At 61.4% G+C, this 16,380-nt stretch carries 16 protein-coding genes and 2 riboswitches; of the genes, 7 read left to right on the top strand and 9 right to left on the bottom strand.

Annotated features, from left to right (window positions below):
- Nucleotides 1-52: 52 nt before the first annotated feature.
- From thrC to AC0L37_RS13650, 4 genes are all read left to right on the top strand, one after another.
- A complete protein-coding gene (thrC, locus tag AC0L37_RS13665) occupies nt 53-1,444 on the top strand; it encodes a threonine synthase (protein WP_282220808.1) in 1,392 nt (463 codons plus the stop codon).
- Nucleotides 1,445-1,496: 52 nt separating this feature from the next.
- A complete protein-coding gene (locus AC0L37_RS13660) occupies nt 1,497-2,759 on the top strand; it encodes a M16 family metallopeptidase (protein WP_212658842.1) in 1,263 nt (420 codons plus the stop codon).
- A gap of 11 nt (nt 2,760-2,770) precedes the next feature.
- On the top strand, nt 2,771-3,382 hold the full coding sequence (locus AC0L37_RS13655; protein ID WP_212658841.1) for a GNAT family N-acetyltransferase: 612 nt from the start codon (nt 2,771-2,773) through the stop codon (nt 3,380-3,382).
- Nucleotides 3,383-3,548: 166 nt separating this feature from the next.
- Nucleotides 3,549-6,428 (top strand): putative bifunctional diguanylate cyclase/phosphodiesterase, encoded by a 2,880-nt coding sequence (locus AC0L37_RS13650; protein WP_212658840.1) that lies wholly within the window; start codon nt 3,549-3,551, stop codon nt 6,426-6,428.
- Here AC0L37_RS13650 and AC0L37_RS13645 read toward each other — a convergent pair.
- Nucleotides 6,425-7,006, bottom strand: a complete 582-nt coding sequence (locus AC0L37_RS13645) for a YqgE/AlgH family protein (protein WP_282220809.1) — start codon at nt 7,004-7,006, stop codon at nt 6,425-6,427. The two genes, AC0L37_RS13650 and AC0L37_RS13645, sit on opposite strands and share 4 nt — an antisense overlap.
- Before the next feature lie 127 nt (nt 7,007-7,133).
- On the opposite strand from AC0L37_RS13645, the gene AC0L37_RS13640 reads away from it, so the two are divergent.
- The 3 genes from AC0L37_RS13640 (at nt 7,134) to AC0L37_RS13630 (ending at nt 9,171) form a co-directional block, all read left to right on the top strand.
- Nucleotides 7,134-7,946: a protein-disulfide reductase DsbD domain-containing protein gene (locus AC0L37_RS13640; protein ID WP_212658838.1), complete on the top strand. Its 813-nt coding sequence runs from the start codon at nt 7,134-7,136 to the stop codon at nt 7,944-7,946.
- Nucleotides 7,947-8,096: 150 nt separating this feature from the next.
- Nucleotides 8,097-8,561 carry a redoxin family protein gene (locus AC0L37_RS13635; protein WP_473313120.1) on the top strand — a complete coding sequence of 155 codons (465 nt, stop codon included), beginning with the start codon at nt 8,097-8,099 and terminating at the stop codon, nt 8,559-8,561.
- A gap of 22 nt (nt 8,562-8,583) precedes the next feature.
- Nucleotides 8,584-9,171 carry a hypothetical protein gene (locus AC0L37_RS13630; RefSeq protein ID WP_282220810.1) on the top strand — a complete coding sequence of 196 codons (588 nt, stop codon included), beginning with the start codon at nt 8,584-8,586 and terminating at the stop codon, nt 9,169-9,171.
- Between the two features lie 58 nt (nt 9,172-9,229).
- On the opposite strand, the gene gcvPB is transcribed toward AC0L37_RS13630, so the two are convergent.
- The 8 genes from gcvPB to AC0L37_RS13590 all read right to left on the bottom strand — a co-directional run bounded on the left by gcvPB (nt 9,230) and on the right by AC0L37_RS13590 (nt 16,331).
- Nucleotides 9,230-10,777 carry an aminomethyl-transferring glycine dehydrogenase subunit GcvPB gene (gene gcvPB, locus AC0L37_RS13625; protein WP_212658835.1) on the bottom strand — a complete coding sequence of 516 codons (1,548 nt, stop codon included), beginning with the start codon at nt 10,775-10,777 and terminating at the stop codon, nt 9,230-9,232.
- On the bottom strand, nt 10,774-12,117 hold the full coding sequence (gene gcvPA / locus AC0L37_RS13620; RefSeq protein WP_282220811.1) for an aminomethyl-transferring glycine dehydrogenase subunit GcvPA: 1,344 nt from the start codon (nt 12,115-12,117) through the stop codon (nt 10,774-10,776). The genes gcvPB and gcvPA overlap by 4 nt, the downstream gene beginning before the upstream one ends.
- A gap of 9 nt (nt 12,118-12,126) precedes the next feature.
- On the bottom strand, nt 12,127-12,492 hold the full coding sequence (gcvH, locus tag AC0L37_RS13615) for a glycine cleavage system protein GcvH (protein WP_212658833.1): 366 nt from the start codon (nt 12,490-12,492) through the stop codon (nt 12,127-12,129).
- A gap of 10 nt (nt 12,493-12,502) precedes the next feature.
- Nucleotides 12,503-13,669 (bottom strand): glycine cleavage system aminomethyltransferase GcvT, encoded by a 1,167-nt coding sequence (gene gcvT / locus AC0L37_RS13610; RefSeq protein ID WP_282220812.1) that lies wholly within the window; start codon nt 13,667-13,669, stop codon nt 12,503-12,505.
- A 57-nt stretch (nt 13,670-13,726) separates the two neighbouring features.
- Nucleotides 13,727-13,826: riboswitch (glycine riboswitch) on the bottom strand.
- Nucleotides 13,827-13,915: riboswitch (glycine riboswitch) on the bottom strand. It abuts the riboswitch before it with no gap.
- A 166-nt stretch (nt 13,916-14,081) separates the two neighbouring features.
- Nucleotides 14,082-14,564, bottom strand: coding sequence for a F0F1 ATP synthase subunit B family protein (locus tag AC0L37_RS13605; RefSeq protein WP_212658831.1), 483 nt, complete (start codon nt 14,562-14,564; stop codon nt 14,082-14,084).
- A gap of 5 nt (nt 14,565-14,569) precedes the next feature.
- A complete protein-coding gene (locus AC0L37_RS13600) occupies nt 14,570-15,202 on the bottom strand; it encodes a F0F1 ATP synthase subunit B (protein ID WP_212659203.1) in 633 nt (210 codons plus the stop codon).
- Between the two features lie 100 nt (nt 15,203-15,302).
- Nucleotides 15,303-15,530 (bottom strand): F0F1 ATP synthase subunit C, encoded by a 228-nt coding sequence (locus AC0L37_RS13595; protein WP_108462026.1) that lies wholly within the window; start codon nt 15,528-15,530, stop codon nt 15,303-15,305.
- Between the two features lie 66 nt (nt 15,531-15,596).
- The gene (locus AC0L37_RS13590; protein ID WP_212659202.1) at nt 15,597-16,331 is read right to left on the bottom strand and encodes a F0F1 ATP synthase subunit A; all 735 of its coding nucleotides are present in this window, start codon (nt 16,329-16,331) and stop codon (nt 15,597-15,599) included.
- Nucleotides 16,332-16,380: the final 49 nt, after the last annotated feature.

Genomic DNA, 16,380 nt, shown 5'->3' with positions numbered 1-16,380 from the left:
TCAGCCGCGGTTTCACTAGGTTGCAACAATTCTAAAAGGGCGCTTCCCCCCAATGCAGTTTGTTTCAACGCGCGGTCAGGCACCCGTGCTCGGCTTCTCTGACGCAGTTCTCGCTGGCCTTGCTTCTGATGGCGGGCTCTATGTGCCGCAGTCCTGGCCCCAGCTCAGCACCGCTGAAATTGCCGGTTTTGCGGGCAAACCCTATGCGGATGTCGCTTACGCCGTGATCAGCCGCTTCGTCGGCGACGAGATCGCGCCAGCCAAGCTCAAGCAGATCATTGATGATTCGTACGGCGTGTTCCGGCACCCCTCGGTGGCGCCGCTGGTCGAGCTGGCGCCGGGCCACTTCGTGCTCGAACTTTTTCATGGGCCCACCCTGGCGTTCAAGGACGTCGCCATGCAGTTTCTCAGCCGGGTGATGGACCATATCCTGGCTGAGCGCGGGCTCAAGGCCACCATTGTCGGCGCGACTTCAGGTGATACCGGTTCGGCTGCCATCGAAGCTTTCCGTGGCCGCGACACCACCGATATCTTCATCCTGCATCCCCAGGGGCGCACCTCGCCGGTGCAGCGCCTGCAGATGACCACCGTGCTGGACGCCAATGTCCACAATATTGCGCTTGATGGTACGTTTGATGACTGCCAGAACATCGTCAAGGCGATGTTCAACAACCACAATTTCCGGGACCGGGTGCGCCTGTCCGGCGTCAACTCGATCAATTGGGGCCGCATCGTCGCCCAGATCGTCTATTATTTCACGGCGGCCGTGTCGCTCGGCTCGCCGCACCGGCCCGTCAGTTTCACCGTACCGACGGGTAATTTTGGCGACATCTTTGCCGGCTATTGCGCCAAGGCCATGGGCCTGCCGATCGACAAGCTGATCATTGCCACCAATGCCAATGACATCCTGCGTCGCACCATGGAAACCGGTCGCTATGAAATGGCCGGCGTGGCGCCCACTATCAGCCCCTCAATGGACATCCAGATATCCTCGAACTTCGAGCGTCTGCTGTTTGAAGGCGCTGGGCGCGATGCCGGTGCCGTGGTGCGCATGATGGACGGTCTCAAGCAGTCAGGTGGCTTTGCCGTGCCCGAAAATGCCCTCAGCGCGATCCGTCGCGGCTTTGACGCAGCGACCACCGACGAGGCCACCACCAGGGCCACCATCGCCAACACCCTCAAGGCCGCCGACTATCTGCTTGATCCCCACACCGCCGTGGGTGTGCATGTGGCCCAGCAGAACCTTGGCGCCATTCCGATGGTCACGCTGGCCACAGCCCATCCGGCGAAATTTCCTGCAGCCGTCAAGGATGCATCAGGCATCGATCCGGCGCTGCCAGCCTGGCTGGCTGACCTCTATGATCGTGAGGAACGCCTCAGCGTCCTTGCCAACGACCAGCAAGCGGTCGAAGATTTCATCTCAGCGCGCACGCGCGCTGCCTAGCGACAAGAGGGACCAGCGGTCACTCGATCGCTGGGCCTGAGGAGAATCTCTAGTGAGCGTACAATCGACGACCCTGGACAATGGCATGGTGGTCCTGACCGACCACATGTCGCATCTTGAAAGCGCCTCGCTGGGGGTCTGGGTCAAGGCGGGTGCGCGCTCCGAGCGCAAGACCGAGCATGGTATCTCCCATCTGCTCGAACACATGGCGTTCAAGGGCACCACCTCGCGCACCGCGCTGGAGATTGCCGAGGCCATCGAAAACGTCGGCGGCGACCTGAACGCCGCCACCTCCATCGAACACACCGGCTATTTTGCCCGCGTGCTCAAGGAAGACGTGGTTCTCGGCGCTGATATTCTCGCCGATATCCTGCAGAACTCGCTGTTTGATGAAGACGAATTGACCCGCGAAAAGCAGGTCATCGTGCAGGAGATTGGCGCGGCGCGCGACAATCCAGACGATCAGGTGTTCGACCTGTTTCAGGAAGCCGCTTTCCCCAGCCAGCCTATTGGCCGGACTATTCTGGGCACGGTGGATTCGGTGCGCGAGTTCAATCCCGACACCATCCGCAAATATATGAACCGCAACTATGTGGGCGACCATATGGTGCTGGCTGCGGCGGGCAATGTCAGCCATGAGGGACTGGTCGATGTGGCGCGCGAGCGCTTTGCCGATCTCAAGCCCAATGGTGCACCGGCGCCGCAGCGCGCTGAGTATCAGGGTGGTCAGGAACGGCTGGTCTCCGATCATGAACAGGCCCATATCGTGGTCGGCTTTGAGGGCCGGGCCTATAATGCCGATGGCTTCTACGCAGCCCAGGTGCTGGCCTCGATCCTGGGGGGTGGCATGAGCTCGCGCCTGTTCCAGGAAGTGCGTGAGAAGCGCGGCCTGTGCTACTCGGTCTATTCCTTCCACTGGGCCTTCGCCGATAGTGGTGTCTTTGGCGTTGCTGCAGCCACTGGCGAAGACGAGGTTGCCGATCTGGTGCCGGTTGTGCTCGACGAGCTCAAGCGCGCCACCGAAAACATCACCGAAGAGGAAGTTGTCCGGGTGCGCAACCAGATCAGAGCCGGTCTGCTGATGTCGCTCGAAAGCCCCTCGGCCCGTGCCGGCCAGCTGGCCCGCCAGCAAATCCTGTGGGGGCGTCCCATTCCGATGATGGAGACGGTTGATCGCATCAACGCCATCACCGCCCAGCGCGTGCAGGATATTGCCGAGCAGATCTTCACCCAGGGCAATCCGACAGTGGCCGGCATCGGCCCCATTGGAAACCTGGCTGATGTTCAGGCCATTGGCGATCATCTTCGGCGCTAGGAGCCACAGCGGTGCTCTGGCCCTGGTCCTCGCCGACATCCCTGATTACGCTGCGCAGTGAGAACACCCTGCTGCGCTTGCCGCAGCTTTCAGACTATCAGCAATGGTACACGCTGCGCCGCGAAAGCCGCGAATTCCTGCGACCCTTCGAGCCGCGCTGGACCGAGGCTGATCTGGCCCGCCGGATCTTTGTTACCCGCGTCAAGCGCGCGCGCCAGGAGGCCGAGGAGGGGACCGACTATTCGCTGTTCATTTTCCAGCCCGATGGCAATAAGGAGCGGCTGGTTGGCGGCATTACCCTGTCCAATGTCCGCCGCCGGGCGGCCCAGTTCGTCAATCTGGGCTATTGGATGGGTCAGCAATATGCTGGCAAGGGATTGATGACCGAAGCCGTGGCCACCTGTCTGCCCTTCGTGTTTGAGACCCTTGATCTGCACCGCATCCACGCCGCGTTTTTGCCGGGCAATACGCCCTCGCGCCGGGTGCTGGAAAAAAATGGCTTCGTCGAAGAGGGTTTTGCCGAGAAATATTTGCAGATCAATGGTCGCTGGGAAGACCATGTGATGTTCGGACTGACCAAGGAGCGCTATGAATTGGCGCACTTTGTCAGCCGGGCCATCTAGGTGTGTGGCTATTTCATCACAGTTCTGCAACCTTGTCGCTTGCGTCAATCCCCGCTACCAAAGGACGCTCCCCTCAAGAGGATGCCGTTTCCGCTCATAGCCGATTTCTGTGGCTTGTCTGGATCGATGCCACAATGAAGCCTACCGCAGGATATAGTCGCCCTTGATGCGTCACTTTTATGCACTCGCGATGTGTCTTGCGTTCGCGCTGGCATCCCTCGCTCCCGCCCTAGCTCTCGAAGTCATCTCGGTCCCCGATGATGTCAACGCGGTCAATTTGTCTGACGTGCTGGAAATCCGGCCCGGTGATGGCGGTCGCGTGCAATTGTCCACCGCGCCCGGTGCTGACGGCATTATCCGCCGCATTGAGGTGCTGGCGTCTGAAAAGGGCACCGACCCCGGATTCGCGCTCTTCGCCCTGCGCAATGACAGCGATCAGCAGATCGAGCGCCTGTTGGTTGCGCCGTTCTATCGGCTGCCCGGTTCAGGGATCCTGCAGCCAGATCTGGGCAGCGATCGCATCACCGCCCTGACACCAAGTGCGGGTATCCGGCCGGTTCGTCTCAGTGATTCTGAGGCCGACGTCTTTGAGGTCACGCTCGACCCGGGAGCGACGGTGACCTTCGTGGCCGAACTGACGGGCGAGGACCTGCCCGAACTCTATATCTGGCAACCAAACGCCTATCGCGACTACGTCAACTCCTTCACCCTGTTCCGAGGCGTGGTGCTCGGCGTTGCCTCGCTCGCCGCCGTGTTCCTGACCATCATGTTTGTGGTCAAGGGCCGTGGCGTGTTCCCGGCCACCGCAGCCGTGGCCTGGGCTGTGCTGACCTATCTGTTGATCGATTTTGGCGTGCTGGGCCGCCTGCTGGGTCTGTCGGCTTCGGGTGTGCCGCCGCTACGGGCTGCAGCCGAGGCGGGTATCGCCACGACGCTGGCCGGGTTCCTGTTCATCTATCTCAACCTGCATCGCTGGCATCTGCGCTTTGTGCATCTGGCGCTTGGACTGGCCGCGCTGTTTCTGGCGTTGTTCGGCTTTGCCTTCTTTGAGCCTGCCATCGCCTCGACCATTTCCCGGCTGGTGCTGGCCCTGCTCGGTCTGTCGGGCTTCTTCCTGATCCTGCTGCTGGCGCTGCGCGGCTATGACCGCGCCGTGCTGCTGGTGCCTACCTGGATCATCCTGATTGCCTGGCTGTTCTATTCCTGGCTCGTGGTGTCCGGTCAGGTGTCCAATGATGTGGCCCAGCCTGCCGTGGGTGGTGGTCTGGTGCTGATTGTCATGCTGCTCGGCTTTACGGCAGTGCAGCATGCCTTCTCTGAAGGTCAGGTGACCATTGGCACGCTGTCCGAAGTCGAGCGCCGTGCGCTGGCGCTGACCGGCTCGGGCGATTTTGTCTTCGACTGGAATATCGAGCGTGATCGCGTGGCGGTCAGCGACGAACTGGCAGTGCGTCTGGGCGAAAAGCGCGGTTCGTTGCGGGGCGCCATCAAGCTGTGGCTTGATCGCGTGCATCCCGATGATCGTGATCGCTTCCGCACCGCGTTCGACACACTGGTCGAACTGCGCCGCGGCAAGGTCTCCGCCGATATGCGCATTGCTGGCCATGACGGCAATTACCGGGCTTTCCGCATGCGGGTAAAGCCGGTGCTGGGCGGTGATGGTCAGGTCAACCGCATCGTGGGCACATTGCAGGATGTCACCGAGGACCGCGCCTCGCGCGAGCGTCTGTTGCATGACGCCGTCCATGACAGCCTGACGGGTTTGCCCAATCGTCAGCTGTTCCTGGATCGTCTCGAGCGTGCACTGGTGCGTGCCCGTACTCCCGGCGGCACCAAGCCGGCCGTCTTCCTGATCGATATCGACCGTTTCATGGAGCTTGAAGAGCGCATTGGCCACGCGGCCTCTGACTCGGTTCTGCTGGCCATTTCGCGCCGCATCTCGCGCATCATGCGGCCGCTCGACACCGTCGCACGGGTGACCGGCGACCAGTTCGCGGTGATCCTGGCGTCCGAGCAGGCCGCGGGCAAGATTGCCGAGACAGCCGAGCAAATCCGCAAGGCGCTCAAGGCCCCGTTCAATTTCGGTGATCGCGACCTGACGCTGACAGCTTCAATTGGCGTGACGATCTATGACAGCAACCCGGCCGAGGCGGCCGATGTGCTGCGCGATGCCGAGTTGGCCATGTATTATGCCAAGCGGCTGGGTGGCGACCGCATCGAGGCCTACCGCGCTTCAGCGCGCTCGATTGCCGCCTATAACCGTGCCAGCGAGGAAGACCTCGAGCGCGGCATGAAACAAGGCGAACTGCATGTGCAGTTCCAGCCTGTAATGGACATTCAGACCAACCAGATGGTTGGTGCCGAAGCGCTGATGCGCTGGACCCACCCCACCCGTGGCGTGGTCAATCCCGATGAATTCGTGCCACTGGCCGAACGCTCGGGGCAGATCGAAAAGCTGGGACGTCTGGCCTTTGAACAGGCTGCTGCCCAGGCCAAGGACTGGATGATTGCCTTCGGTCTGCCCGAGGATTTCTTCATCTCGGTCAATCTGTCACCCAGCCAGCTGGCGACCGAGACGCTGCTCAATGACATGCGCAGTCTGGTCAGCCAGGACAAGGAACTGGCCCATCACCTCAAGCTCGAGATTACCGAGAGCCAGGTGATGACCAATCCCGAGCACTCCGCCTATATGCTGCAGGCGCTGCGCAATCTGGGACTTGGTCTGGCGCTCGATGATTTCGGCACCGGGCACTCCTCGCTGAGCTATCTGCACCGCTTCCCATTTGACACCATCAAGATCCCGCAGCCCTTCGTGAAGATCAGCGAAGGCAATGGCATCGCCCATACCCAGGGTCCGATCATCAAATCGGTTGTTACCCTGGCCAGCGATCTTGATCTGATGGTGATTGCCGAAGGCGTCGAGACGCCTGAGGAACTGGACCGCCTGCGGACCCTGAACTGTCGCTATGCCCAGGGCTATGCCTTTGGCGCGGCAATGACAGGTCCCGAATTTGGCAAGAAGCTCGCCGCTCAGCTTGGTCGCTAGGCGTGACCGGCATCCGGGCTCAGCGTGGCCCGGTTGATATTGTCGTTCAGGCTCGCCAGCGCAGCCTCATAGCGGTCTTCTACGGGTGTCTCGAACAGCAGGGCGCGTGAGAAGGGCACGGTGAGCCAGCCATTATTGGCCAACTCGTCTTCCAACTGGCCAGGGCTCCAGCCGCAACAGCCCAGAGCGAATAGCGACGATGTCGGCTTGGGGCCGAAGGCGACGGCCTTGAGCACGTCCAGCGTGGCCGTCAGGCTGACCCCGCCTGCAACAGGATAGGTATTGCCGCTTTCATAGTCCGAAGAGTGCAGCACGAAACCGCGCCCCTTTTCGACCGGACCGCCGCGCATCACGGCGCGATCGCGGATGGCGTCGGGAACCTTGATGAGATTATCCGCCTCACCCAGATCAAGCTCGTCGATAATGTCAGCAAAGCGCAGATTGGCCAGTTCGTGGTTGACCACCAGCCCCATTGCGCCCTCTTCGCCATGGCCGACCAGCAGGATGACGCTTTCTGCAAAGCGTTCATCATCCATGTCCGGCATGGCGACGAGGAATTGTCCTTCAAGAGATTTCATAACCCCATTGTAGGGGTCCATTGTGGCACTGCCAAGTTGCCGGTGAACGAATGAGCCTGCTGGTCTTCACGAAGGCCTGATGGCGTCCTAGCTGTTTCTTCACACAGGACTGCGCTAAATCCATCCCATGCGTCCAATTATCCTGTCGTTTGCATTGTCCGTTTTAGTGCTGCCTGCCATTGCGGGCGAAACGCCGTGGCAGGAGGTGGCCCCCGGGGTCAAGATTCGGCTGATCAGCACAGGCCAGATCAAGCCGAGTGGCCACACCCTGATGGGCATCGAAATCGACATGCCTGCCGACACCAAGACCTATTGGCGTGTGCCGGGCGAGAGTGGACTGCCGACTGAACTGGATTTCGGCGCGACAGACGGGGTACTTGGGCACGAAATCCTCTGGCCTTATCCGACGCTGGATATGACCGGTGGCTATCTGGACTATGTCTATTTCGGCCCCACCGTGCTGCCCATTGATGTGGCGCTGGCACCCGGTGCCACTCAGGTGGACCTCTCGGCCATTCTGGGGATCTGCTCCGATATTTGCGTCCCGGCTCAGGCGCAGTTCTCCTTGGCGCTTGATGATGGCAGCCCCGATCGCGCTAACGGTCTGCGGTTGCGGCAGGCGCTGGCCATGTCGCCCATCGATTGGGACGACTACGCCCAGCCCATCGGTGACGTGGTGTTCGACGCGCGCACCAATATGCTTGAAATTCCGATCAGCGATCCTGCGCTTGATCCCGGCTCGTTGATTGCCGCTACGGCCAGCGGTGAACCGCTGTTTGGCGCGCCGCAAAAAAGCCCGGAACCGAACCTAGTGCTGATCCCGGTTTTAGGGGAGGCCGATCATACTGATCTGGGTGATCAGCGCGTCGAACTGACGTTTATGACCGACATGGGCGCCTTCGAGATCGAGCGCTCGGTCGCTGTCGAACTGGCAGACTAGACACGGCACGGGGAAACCCCTCCAAGGCCTTGTCTGGGCCGGCAAAGCCCCTTATTCCGGAAGCAATTGAGCGTGGTGAAGCGCTGCTGCTGGCAGCCATAGTCATAAGGTCTACCGAATATGATTGAACGCGGCAGCAAGCTACCGTCCGTGCCGACCAAACTCGTCAATGCCGACGGCATCTCCGACACCACCACCGACGCAGTGATGGGGCAGGGGGTGACGGTTCTGTTCACCGTGCCCGGCGCCTTCACCCCGACGTGCCACGTCAATCATCTGCCCGGCTTTCTGGCCAACCAGCCCAAGCTCAAGGCGGCAGGCGTCGAGCGCATTATCTGCGCAGCGGTCAATGATCATCACGTCATGAAAGCTTGGGCGGAAAACACCGGCGCTCTGGGCCAGATCGATTTCATCGCTGACGGCAATGGTGCACTGGCCAAGGCCTTTGGTCTTGAACTGGACCTGACGGCCGCCGGCATGGGCCCACGCCTGGCACGCTCAGCAATGCTGATCCGGGACGGCGTCGTGCAGGATATCTTCGTGGAAGATGGCCCAGGCGTTGGCGCCAGCGGTGCCCCTGCTATTCTGATGGCCCTTGAAGCCGCCAACAGCTAATATCGCGCCAGGAGATTTGCTGATGACCACATTCACGCCCCTGGCTCTGCGCCTGTCCGCAGCCGCCTCCGCCGCAGTCTTGCTGGCTGGCTGCTCGATGGGCAGCATGTTTGGCGGCGGCAGCGCCAGCCAGACACAGACCCTGCAAAACGCCACAGCGACGCCTGCAGCGGTCGCCCAGGCCCAGAGCAGTGCCCTGCCAGCCATCGCCAGCCAGTGCCCGCCGATCCGCGTGCGCCCCGGCAGCGAAGCCATGTTCTACTATGGTAGCGGCAAGACAGGCGACGCCCGCGCGCTGCAATATCAGGGCGTGATCGACGAGAGCACGCGCAATTGCGTGGTGTCGAACGGCCTGATCAACGTCAATATGGGTGTTACCGGCCGCGTGCTGCTGGGCCCCCAGGGCAAGCAGACAACGGTCAATGCTCCGATCCGCTTTGCCGTCGAGCGCGACGGGCAGGCCATCTTCTCGGAAAAATACACCATTGCCGTGCCGATCGATGCGACCGCCCGGTCCGCCGAGTTCGTCAAGGTGATCGAGAATGTCGCCATCCCCTATCTGGGCGGCGAGGACATCACCATCTGGGTCGGCTTCGACACCCGAAACTGATCGCGACAATCCAGTTCGAACACAAAGGGCCCGTGGAGTGATCCACGGGCCCTTTGTCTCATTCGGCTGCCTGGGGCAGATCGTCTGGCCGTTCCCATTTCAGAATGGGTGAGCGCGCAGCGCGGGTCTCATCAAGGCGCCGGCGCGGGGCATTGAGCGGAGCTGCGGTGAAACGCTCGGAATTGCCAGCCTTGGCATCGAGCGCGAGTTCTTCCATCACGTCACAGAAGCGGTCCAGCGTCTGCTTGGATTCGCTTTCGGTCGGCTCGATCAGCATCGCGCCATGCACCACCAGCGGGAAGTACATGGTCATGGGGTGGAAACCCTCGTCGATCAGCGCCTTGGCGAAATCGAGCGTGGTAACGCCCGTGCCATCCAGGAAGCTATCGTCGAACAGCGCCTCGTGCATGGTCGGGTAATCGGTGAACGGCACCGAGAACACATGCTCAAGGCGAGCCTTGATATAGTTGGCGTTGAGCACTGCGTCTTCTGCCGCCTGAGCCAGCCCGTCGCCGCCATGGCTGAGCATATAGGTCAGGGCGCGGACATACATGCCCATCTGGCCCTGGAAGGCGGTGATGCGGCCCAGAGCGCCGGTCTGGGTGTGTTCGACCAGCTCCAGGCCCTTATCGCCCTTGCGCACGAAGGGCACCGGCGCAAAGGGAGCCAGCGCCGCCGACAGCACCACTGGACCCGCACCTGGGCCGCCGCCGCCATGCGGCGTCGAGAAGGTCTTGTGCAGATTGATGTGCATGGCGTCGATACCCAGATCGCCCGGACGCACCACACCCATAATGGCGTTGAAATTGGCACCATCGCAGTAGAAGAACGCTCCCGCATCGTGGATCGCCTTGGCAATCTCGATTACCTGAGGCTCGAACAGGCCGCAGGTATTGGGGTTGGTCAGCATGATTGCCGCCACTTCGGGTGAAAGGGCATCCTTGACCGCCTGCACGTCCACGGTGCCATCGGTGCGGGCCGGGATAGCCTTGACCGAATAGCCCAGAAAAGCGGCAGTTGCCGGGTTGGTGCCGTGGGCGCTTTCGGGCACCAGCACGATCTTGCGATGACCCTGACCGGCCGCTTCCTGCGCGGCCTTGATCGCCATCATGCCCAGCAATTCGCCATGGGCGCCAGCCTTGGGACTCAGCGCGACAGCAGCTGTGTTGGTCAACGTCATCAGCCAGTGGCTGAGTTCGTTCATCAGTTCGAGCGCGCCCTGCACGGTCGAGACCGGCTGCAGCGGATGAATATCGGCAAAGCCGGGGAGGCGGGCCATCTTTTCGTTGAGGCGCGGATTGTGCTTCATCGTGCACGAACCCAGCGGATACATGCCGCTATCGATCGAGTGGTTGAGGCGGCTGAGACGGACATAGTGCCGCATTGCCTCGGGCTCGGTGAGGCCAGCCAGATCAAGGGGAAGCTTGCGCTCAAAACCGCCCAGGCGGGCATTGCTGATCTTGGCGTCGGGCAGGTCGACGCCGGAGTGTTCGGTATCGCCGATCTCGAACAGCAGCGGTTCATTGGGCAACATGGATGAGCCCGATGTGGAGGCAAAGCCCGAAGTGCCCGTACCGGTTGGGCGACCCTGATTGTTCATGCTCATGCCAGTTCCTCCGTCAGGGCGCTGCACAGGGCGGCGATATCACCATCAGTGGTCAACTCGGTCGCCGCCAGCACGATCAGCTTTTCGACACCAACAGCTGATGGCTCAAGGCGGCTGACCGGCACGCCGGCCAGAATGCCGCGCTTGGCCAGACGCTCGATAAGCGCGGCAGCGGGCTGGCTGGTACGGATGGTCATTTCATTGAAGAAGGTGCTGTTGAGAACCTCGACACCGGGAACGGTTTCCAGCGCATCGGCCAGCTTGCAGGCATTGGCGTGGTTGAGGCGGGCGAGCCGGACATATCCAGCTTCACCCAGCAGCGCCATGTGGATCGAGAAGGCAAGTGCGCACAGACCCGAATTGGTGCAGATATTGCTCGTCGCCTTTTCGCGGCGGATATGCTGCTCGCGGGTGGACAGGGTCAGCACAAAGCCGCGCTGTCCCTCGGCATCCACGGTTTCGCCACAGACACGACCGGGCATCTGGCGGATGAACTCCTTGCGGGTTGCCATCAGGCCCAGATAGGGGCCACCAAAGTTCAGCGCATTGCCGATCGACTGGCCTTCGGCCACCACGATATCGGCACCCAGCGCGCCGGGAGCTTCAAGCAGGCCCAGCGAGACAATCTCGGTGATCACCACGATCAGCAGCGCGCCCTTGGCGTGTGCCGCATCGGCAGCGGTCTTGATATTGCGCAGATGGCCATAAAAATCGGGCGTCTGCACGACAATGGCCGCGGTCTGCTCATCGATATGATCGAGGATGTCGCCCTGACCTTCAGGCGATGCCGACAGGCATTCGAGATCGCCATCGTCCTTGAGATAGGCGCGGACGACGTCGCGATAATGCGGGTGCAGACCGCCCGAGAGCACGATCTTGTTGCGCTTGGTCAGGCGGCGGGCCATCAGCACGGCCTCAGCGGTGCCGGTGGAGCCGTCATAAAGCGATGCGTTTGCCACATCCATGCCGGTGAGCTTGGCCACCTGGGTCTGGAATTCAAACAGCATCTGCAGGGTGCCCTGCGAGATCTCCGGCTGATAGGGCGTGTAGGCGGTCAGCCATTCCGAACGCTGGATCAGATGATCGACCGTGGCTGGCACATGGTGGCGATAGGCGCCGGCACCAACAAAGAACGGACCATCGGACCCGGCATGGTTCTGCCCGGCCAGAGCCCGCATATGGGCTTCGACCAGAAATTCTGGGCTGTGGGCTGGCAGGCCGAGATCAAAGCTCTTGAGCGCGCCCTCGGGGACGGCGCTGAACAGGGCATCGACATTGGCTGCACCGATGACGCCAAGCATCTCGGTGCGTTCGGCTTCGGAATGGGGGAGGTAGCGCATGAGTGTCCGTTACTTCGTCAAATCGGCATAGGCCGCATCATCAAGCAGGGCGTCGAGCTCGCCGGCATCGGCGATGGCGATCTTGTAAATCCAGCCGCCCGCTTCGGGATCGGTGTTGATCAGGCCGGGTTCGCCCGACAGCGCTTCGTTGACTTCGGTGACGGTGCCCGCGACCGGGGCATAGATTTCCGAAGCGGCTTTGACAGATTCAACAACAGCAGCTTCGTCGCCCTTCTTGAGCACCTTGCCGACGCTGGGCAGCTCTACAAAGACGATATCGCCCAGCGCTTCCTGAGCGTAGGGGGTGATCCCCACAACGCCGGTAGCGCCCTCGACGCGGATATATTCGTGATCAGGGGTGAACTTGGTGGTCATGAGCGATCCCTCAACTGGCTTTGGGCTTGCGGAAATAACGATGAGGCACGAAGGGCGTCGCCACCACTTCGGCAGATTGGGCACGGCCGCGCACGCTGACCTGCAGCGTGTTGCCGATCTCGGCATGGCTGGGCGGCACAAATCCCAGAGCGATGGCCTTGCCCAGCGAGGGCGCGAAACCGCCGCTGGTGACCACGCCAATCGCCGTGCCGGATGCGTCGAGTATTTCGGCGCCTTCGCGGGCCGGGGCGCCGGCCACGATCAAGCCGACACGGATGCGGCTCGGGCCGTTTTCGCGTTCAGCCAGGATGCGCTTGGCGCCGGGAAAATCAGCGGCCTCGCGGCGACGCTTGGAAACGGCAAAACCAAGACCGGCTTCAACCGGAGAAACGGTTTCGTTCAGGTCGTGGCCATAGAGCGGCAGACCGGCTTCCAGACGCAGGCTGTCGCGGGCGCCAAGGCCAACTGGCCTGACGCGTTCATCGGCCAGAAGCGTGTCCCACAGCGCGTGTGCCTTGTCGGCTGGACACAGAATTTCAACGCCGTCTTCGCCGGTATAGCCAGCGCGCGCGACCATCAGGATGGCGCCCTGCCACTCGATGGGGGTGTATTGCATGAAGCCCAGTTCAGCCACGCCGGGCAGCAAGACCGCAGCAACTGCAACAGCCTGCGGGCCCTGCAGCGCCATCAACGCACCGTCATCGGCGCGCACCAGTTCGGCGCGGTCCCCGGCAGCGGCTGCGATACGGGCGAAATCGCCCTCCTTGGTGCCGGCATTGACCACAATATAAAGCTCGCCCGCCGTGGTGGCAGAGCGGGCCACCATCAGATCGTCAATGGCGCCGCCGGTTTCATTGAGCAGCAGGGTGTAGCGGATCTGGCCGGGCTTGAGCCCGGCAATGTCGCCACAGATCAGCGGTTCGATAATGGCGGCAATCGCGGCATGATCGGCCTCGGCGTCGCCGCTGGGACTGCTCAGGCGCAAAAAGCTGGGACCCATATGGGAAACATCAAACAGGCCGGCGGCTTCGCGGGTCCATCTGTGCTCGGCCATGATGCCGGCGGGGTATTGTACGGGAAGGCTGTAGCCCCCGAACTCGACCATGCGGCCGCCAGCATCATTGTGACGCTCGAACAATGGGGTGGTCTTGAGGTCTTGGGCTGTGGTTTGGGCCATCAACTCTTTCCGGATATGAACTCGGTGACACGATTGCACTCACCTTGCGGCGAGCTCCGTGCCCCCTCTGTCCTGATCACCTGAGAGATTTCCCGGCTGAGCGCCGGTTGCTCCTTCGGTGGGACCCGGCAATATGCCGATCCGCTTTCCAGAGTTGTAGCGTCCTGCGGTCCTTTGGCCTGAGAGTTTCCGGGGCGGTTGCTCCTTCGGCGCTGGAGAAAAACCAGTCTCTCCCGCAGTGATTTCACCATGGTTGAGATTCCGCGGGGCGTCAATCGCGCCCGGTGCATGGGTACAGTGATTTGTGCTGCCTGCCTGCCAACCTGCACTGTCAGGGGAGGCACCAAGGGGCCCAGCCAAACAAAAAAGGCGGGCATTGCTGCCCGCCTTCGAATCTTGAACTCGCCAACCCCTAGTTCAGGCGATTGCCCACATCGGCGATGGCCTTGTCGACGACTTCACCGCCCTTGCGGTTCATCTCGTCGGTCAGCACCAGACGGGCTGCCTCGATGGCGACGTCAGCCGAGCGCGCACGCACTTCAGCGACAGCCTGAGCTTCCGCCTGAGCGATCTTGTCTTCCACCGACTTGGTGCGACGGGCGACCAGATCAGCCAGCGATGCCTGTGCCTCGGCGGTGAGGCGGGTCGCCTCTTCCTTGGCAGCGGCGATGATGCCTTCGGCTTCGCCTTCTGCAGCCACACGCTTCTGCTCATATTCAACGAGCAGGGCAGCGGCTTCTTCGCGCAGCTTCTTGGCTTCGGCCAGATCGTCGGCGATCTTCTGGATCTGCTTGTCCAGCATGGCGCCGATGATCTTGGGAATGCCGAAATACATCGCCAGACCCAGGAAGATGACCAGCGCTACAAGAGCGTAGAAGCTATTGTCGAATTCCATCTCGCTTACTCCTTGGCCTTGGCGACCGCAGCGCGAACGCTGTCAGCCGACACATCGCCGACCAGCTGGGTCACGACGGTCTGGGCAGTTTCGGTGGCGATTTCATCGACGTGAGTCAGCGCCTCAGCCTTGGTGGCTGCGATGCGGGTCTCAGCGGCCGCGACCTTGGAGGTCAAATCAGCTTCGACAGCGCCACGCTTGGCAGCCAGATCAGCCTGGATTGCCTCGCGGCTCTCATTGGCAATGCCCTGAGCCTTGGCCTTGGCTGCAGCAAGAGCGGCTTCATAAGCGGCAATCGCTGCATCGGTCTTCTGACGCGAGGCGTCGGCGGCTGCCAGATCGGCATCCATGATCGCCTTGCGGTTTTCCAGAATGCCGCCAATGCGGGGCAGGGCAATCTTGCTCATCAGCAGGTAGAGCGCACCAAAGGTAATGGCGAGCCAGAGCAGCTGCGATGGGAATGTTGCTGGGTCAAAGGGCGGGAACACGCCCGAATCATGCTCGCCACCATGGGCTTCGGTCGTGGCATGAGTATCAGCGGTGGGGTCGGCGTGGGTTGCGTCGGTGGCGCCATGCGCGTCGACTTGCCCTTCGGCCGGTACAGCCGCTTCTTCGGCGTAAGCTTGCGTTACCATCAGGTGAGGTCCCGTTAAATCCGGTCAGCCGGCATCACGCCGGAGAATAGCGCGCAGCCGGACCGAGCCCGGCTGCGGAAGATCGTGATCGCAGCGTAGCGTCTTAGACGACGAACAGCAGGATCAGGGCAACCAGGAACGAGAAGATGCCCAGAGCTTCGGTCACGGCGAAGCCGAAGATCAGGTTCGAGAACTGGCTCGGAGCAGCCGACGGGTTGCGCAGGGCGCCCGACAGGAAGTTGCCGAAGATGTTGGCAACGCCGATGGCGGCGCCAGCCATACCGAAACAAGCAATACCGGCACCGATGTACTTTGCGGCTTCAGCTTCCATTATAATAGTCCTTTCAAGCGACTTTTAAGCGGGGGTTCTGGCGGAACAGCCCGCCGTGACTGGTAGTTAGTGAGATGGGTGGATCGCGTCGTTGAGATACATGCAGGTCAGGACAGCGAAAACGTAAGCCTGAACAGCACCGACGAGAAACTCAAGGCCGGTGAGCGCAACGGCCATGATCAGCGGCAGCGCCGACCCCAGAATACCCAGGAAACCCAGGCTACTCATGGTGACGATGAAACCGGTGAAGACTTTGAGCGTGATGTGACCGGCAAGGATATTGCCGAACAGACGCACGGAAAGCGAGATCGGGCGGCTCATGAACGAGATGAACTCGATTGGCGCCACGATGGGGAGAATGTAGCCGGGCACGCCTGAAGGCACGAACAGCTTGAGGAATTTCGGGCCGTTCTTGGCGAAGCCGTAGATCACCACGGTCAGGAATACCAGCATCGACAGCGCGAAGGTGACGATGATGTGGCTGGTCACGGTGAAGAAATACGGCACCATGCCGAGCATGTTGGCCACGAAGATGAAGGTGAACAGGCTGAACACCAGCGGGAAGAAGGTCATGCCGGCGGTGCCGGCGGCGCTTCGCACCATATTGGCCACGAAGCCATAGACCAGCTCGCTGAGAAGCTGCGCCCGATTTGGCACCACACTCTTCGATCCGGTCGACAGGATCAGATACAGAGCAATGATCGCAACGGTTGCGACCATGAACAGCGCCGAATTGGTGAAAGCGAAATTGAGGCCAGAACCCTCGGTGCCGTCACCGCCAACGGTAAACAGCGGGAACATGTCCTCGATGACGAATTGGTGGATCGGATCAGTACCGGCCAAGATAGAG

The sequence above is a fragment of the Devosia sp. J2-20 genome (assembly GCF_055808475.1).
Note: the sequence above shows the minus strand (reverse complement) of the source record. Positions and strands in the feature narration are given on the sequence as shown.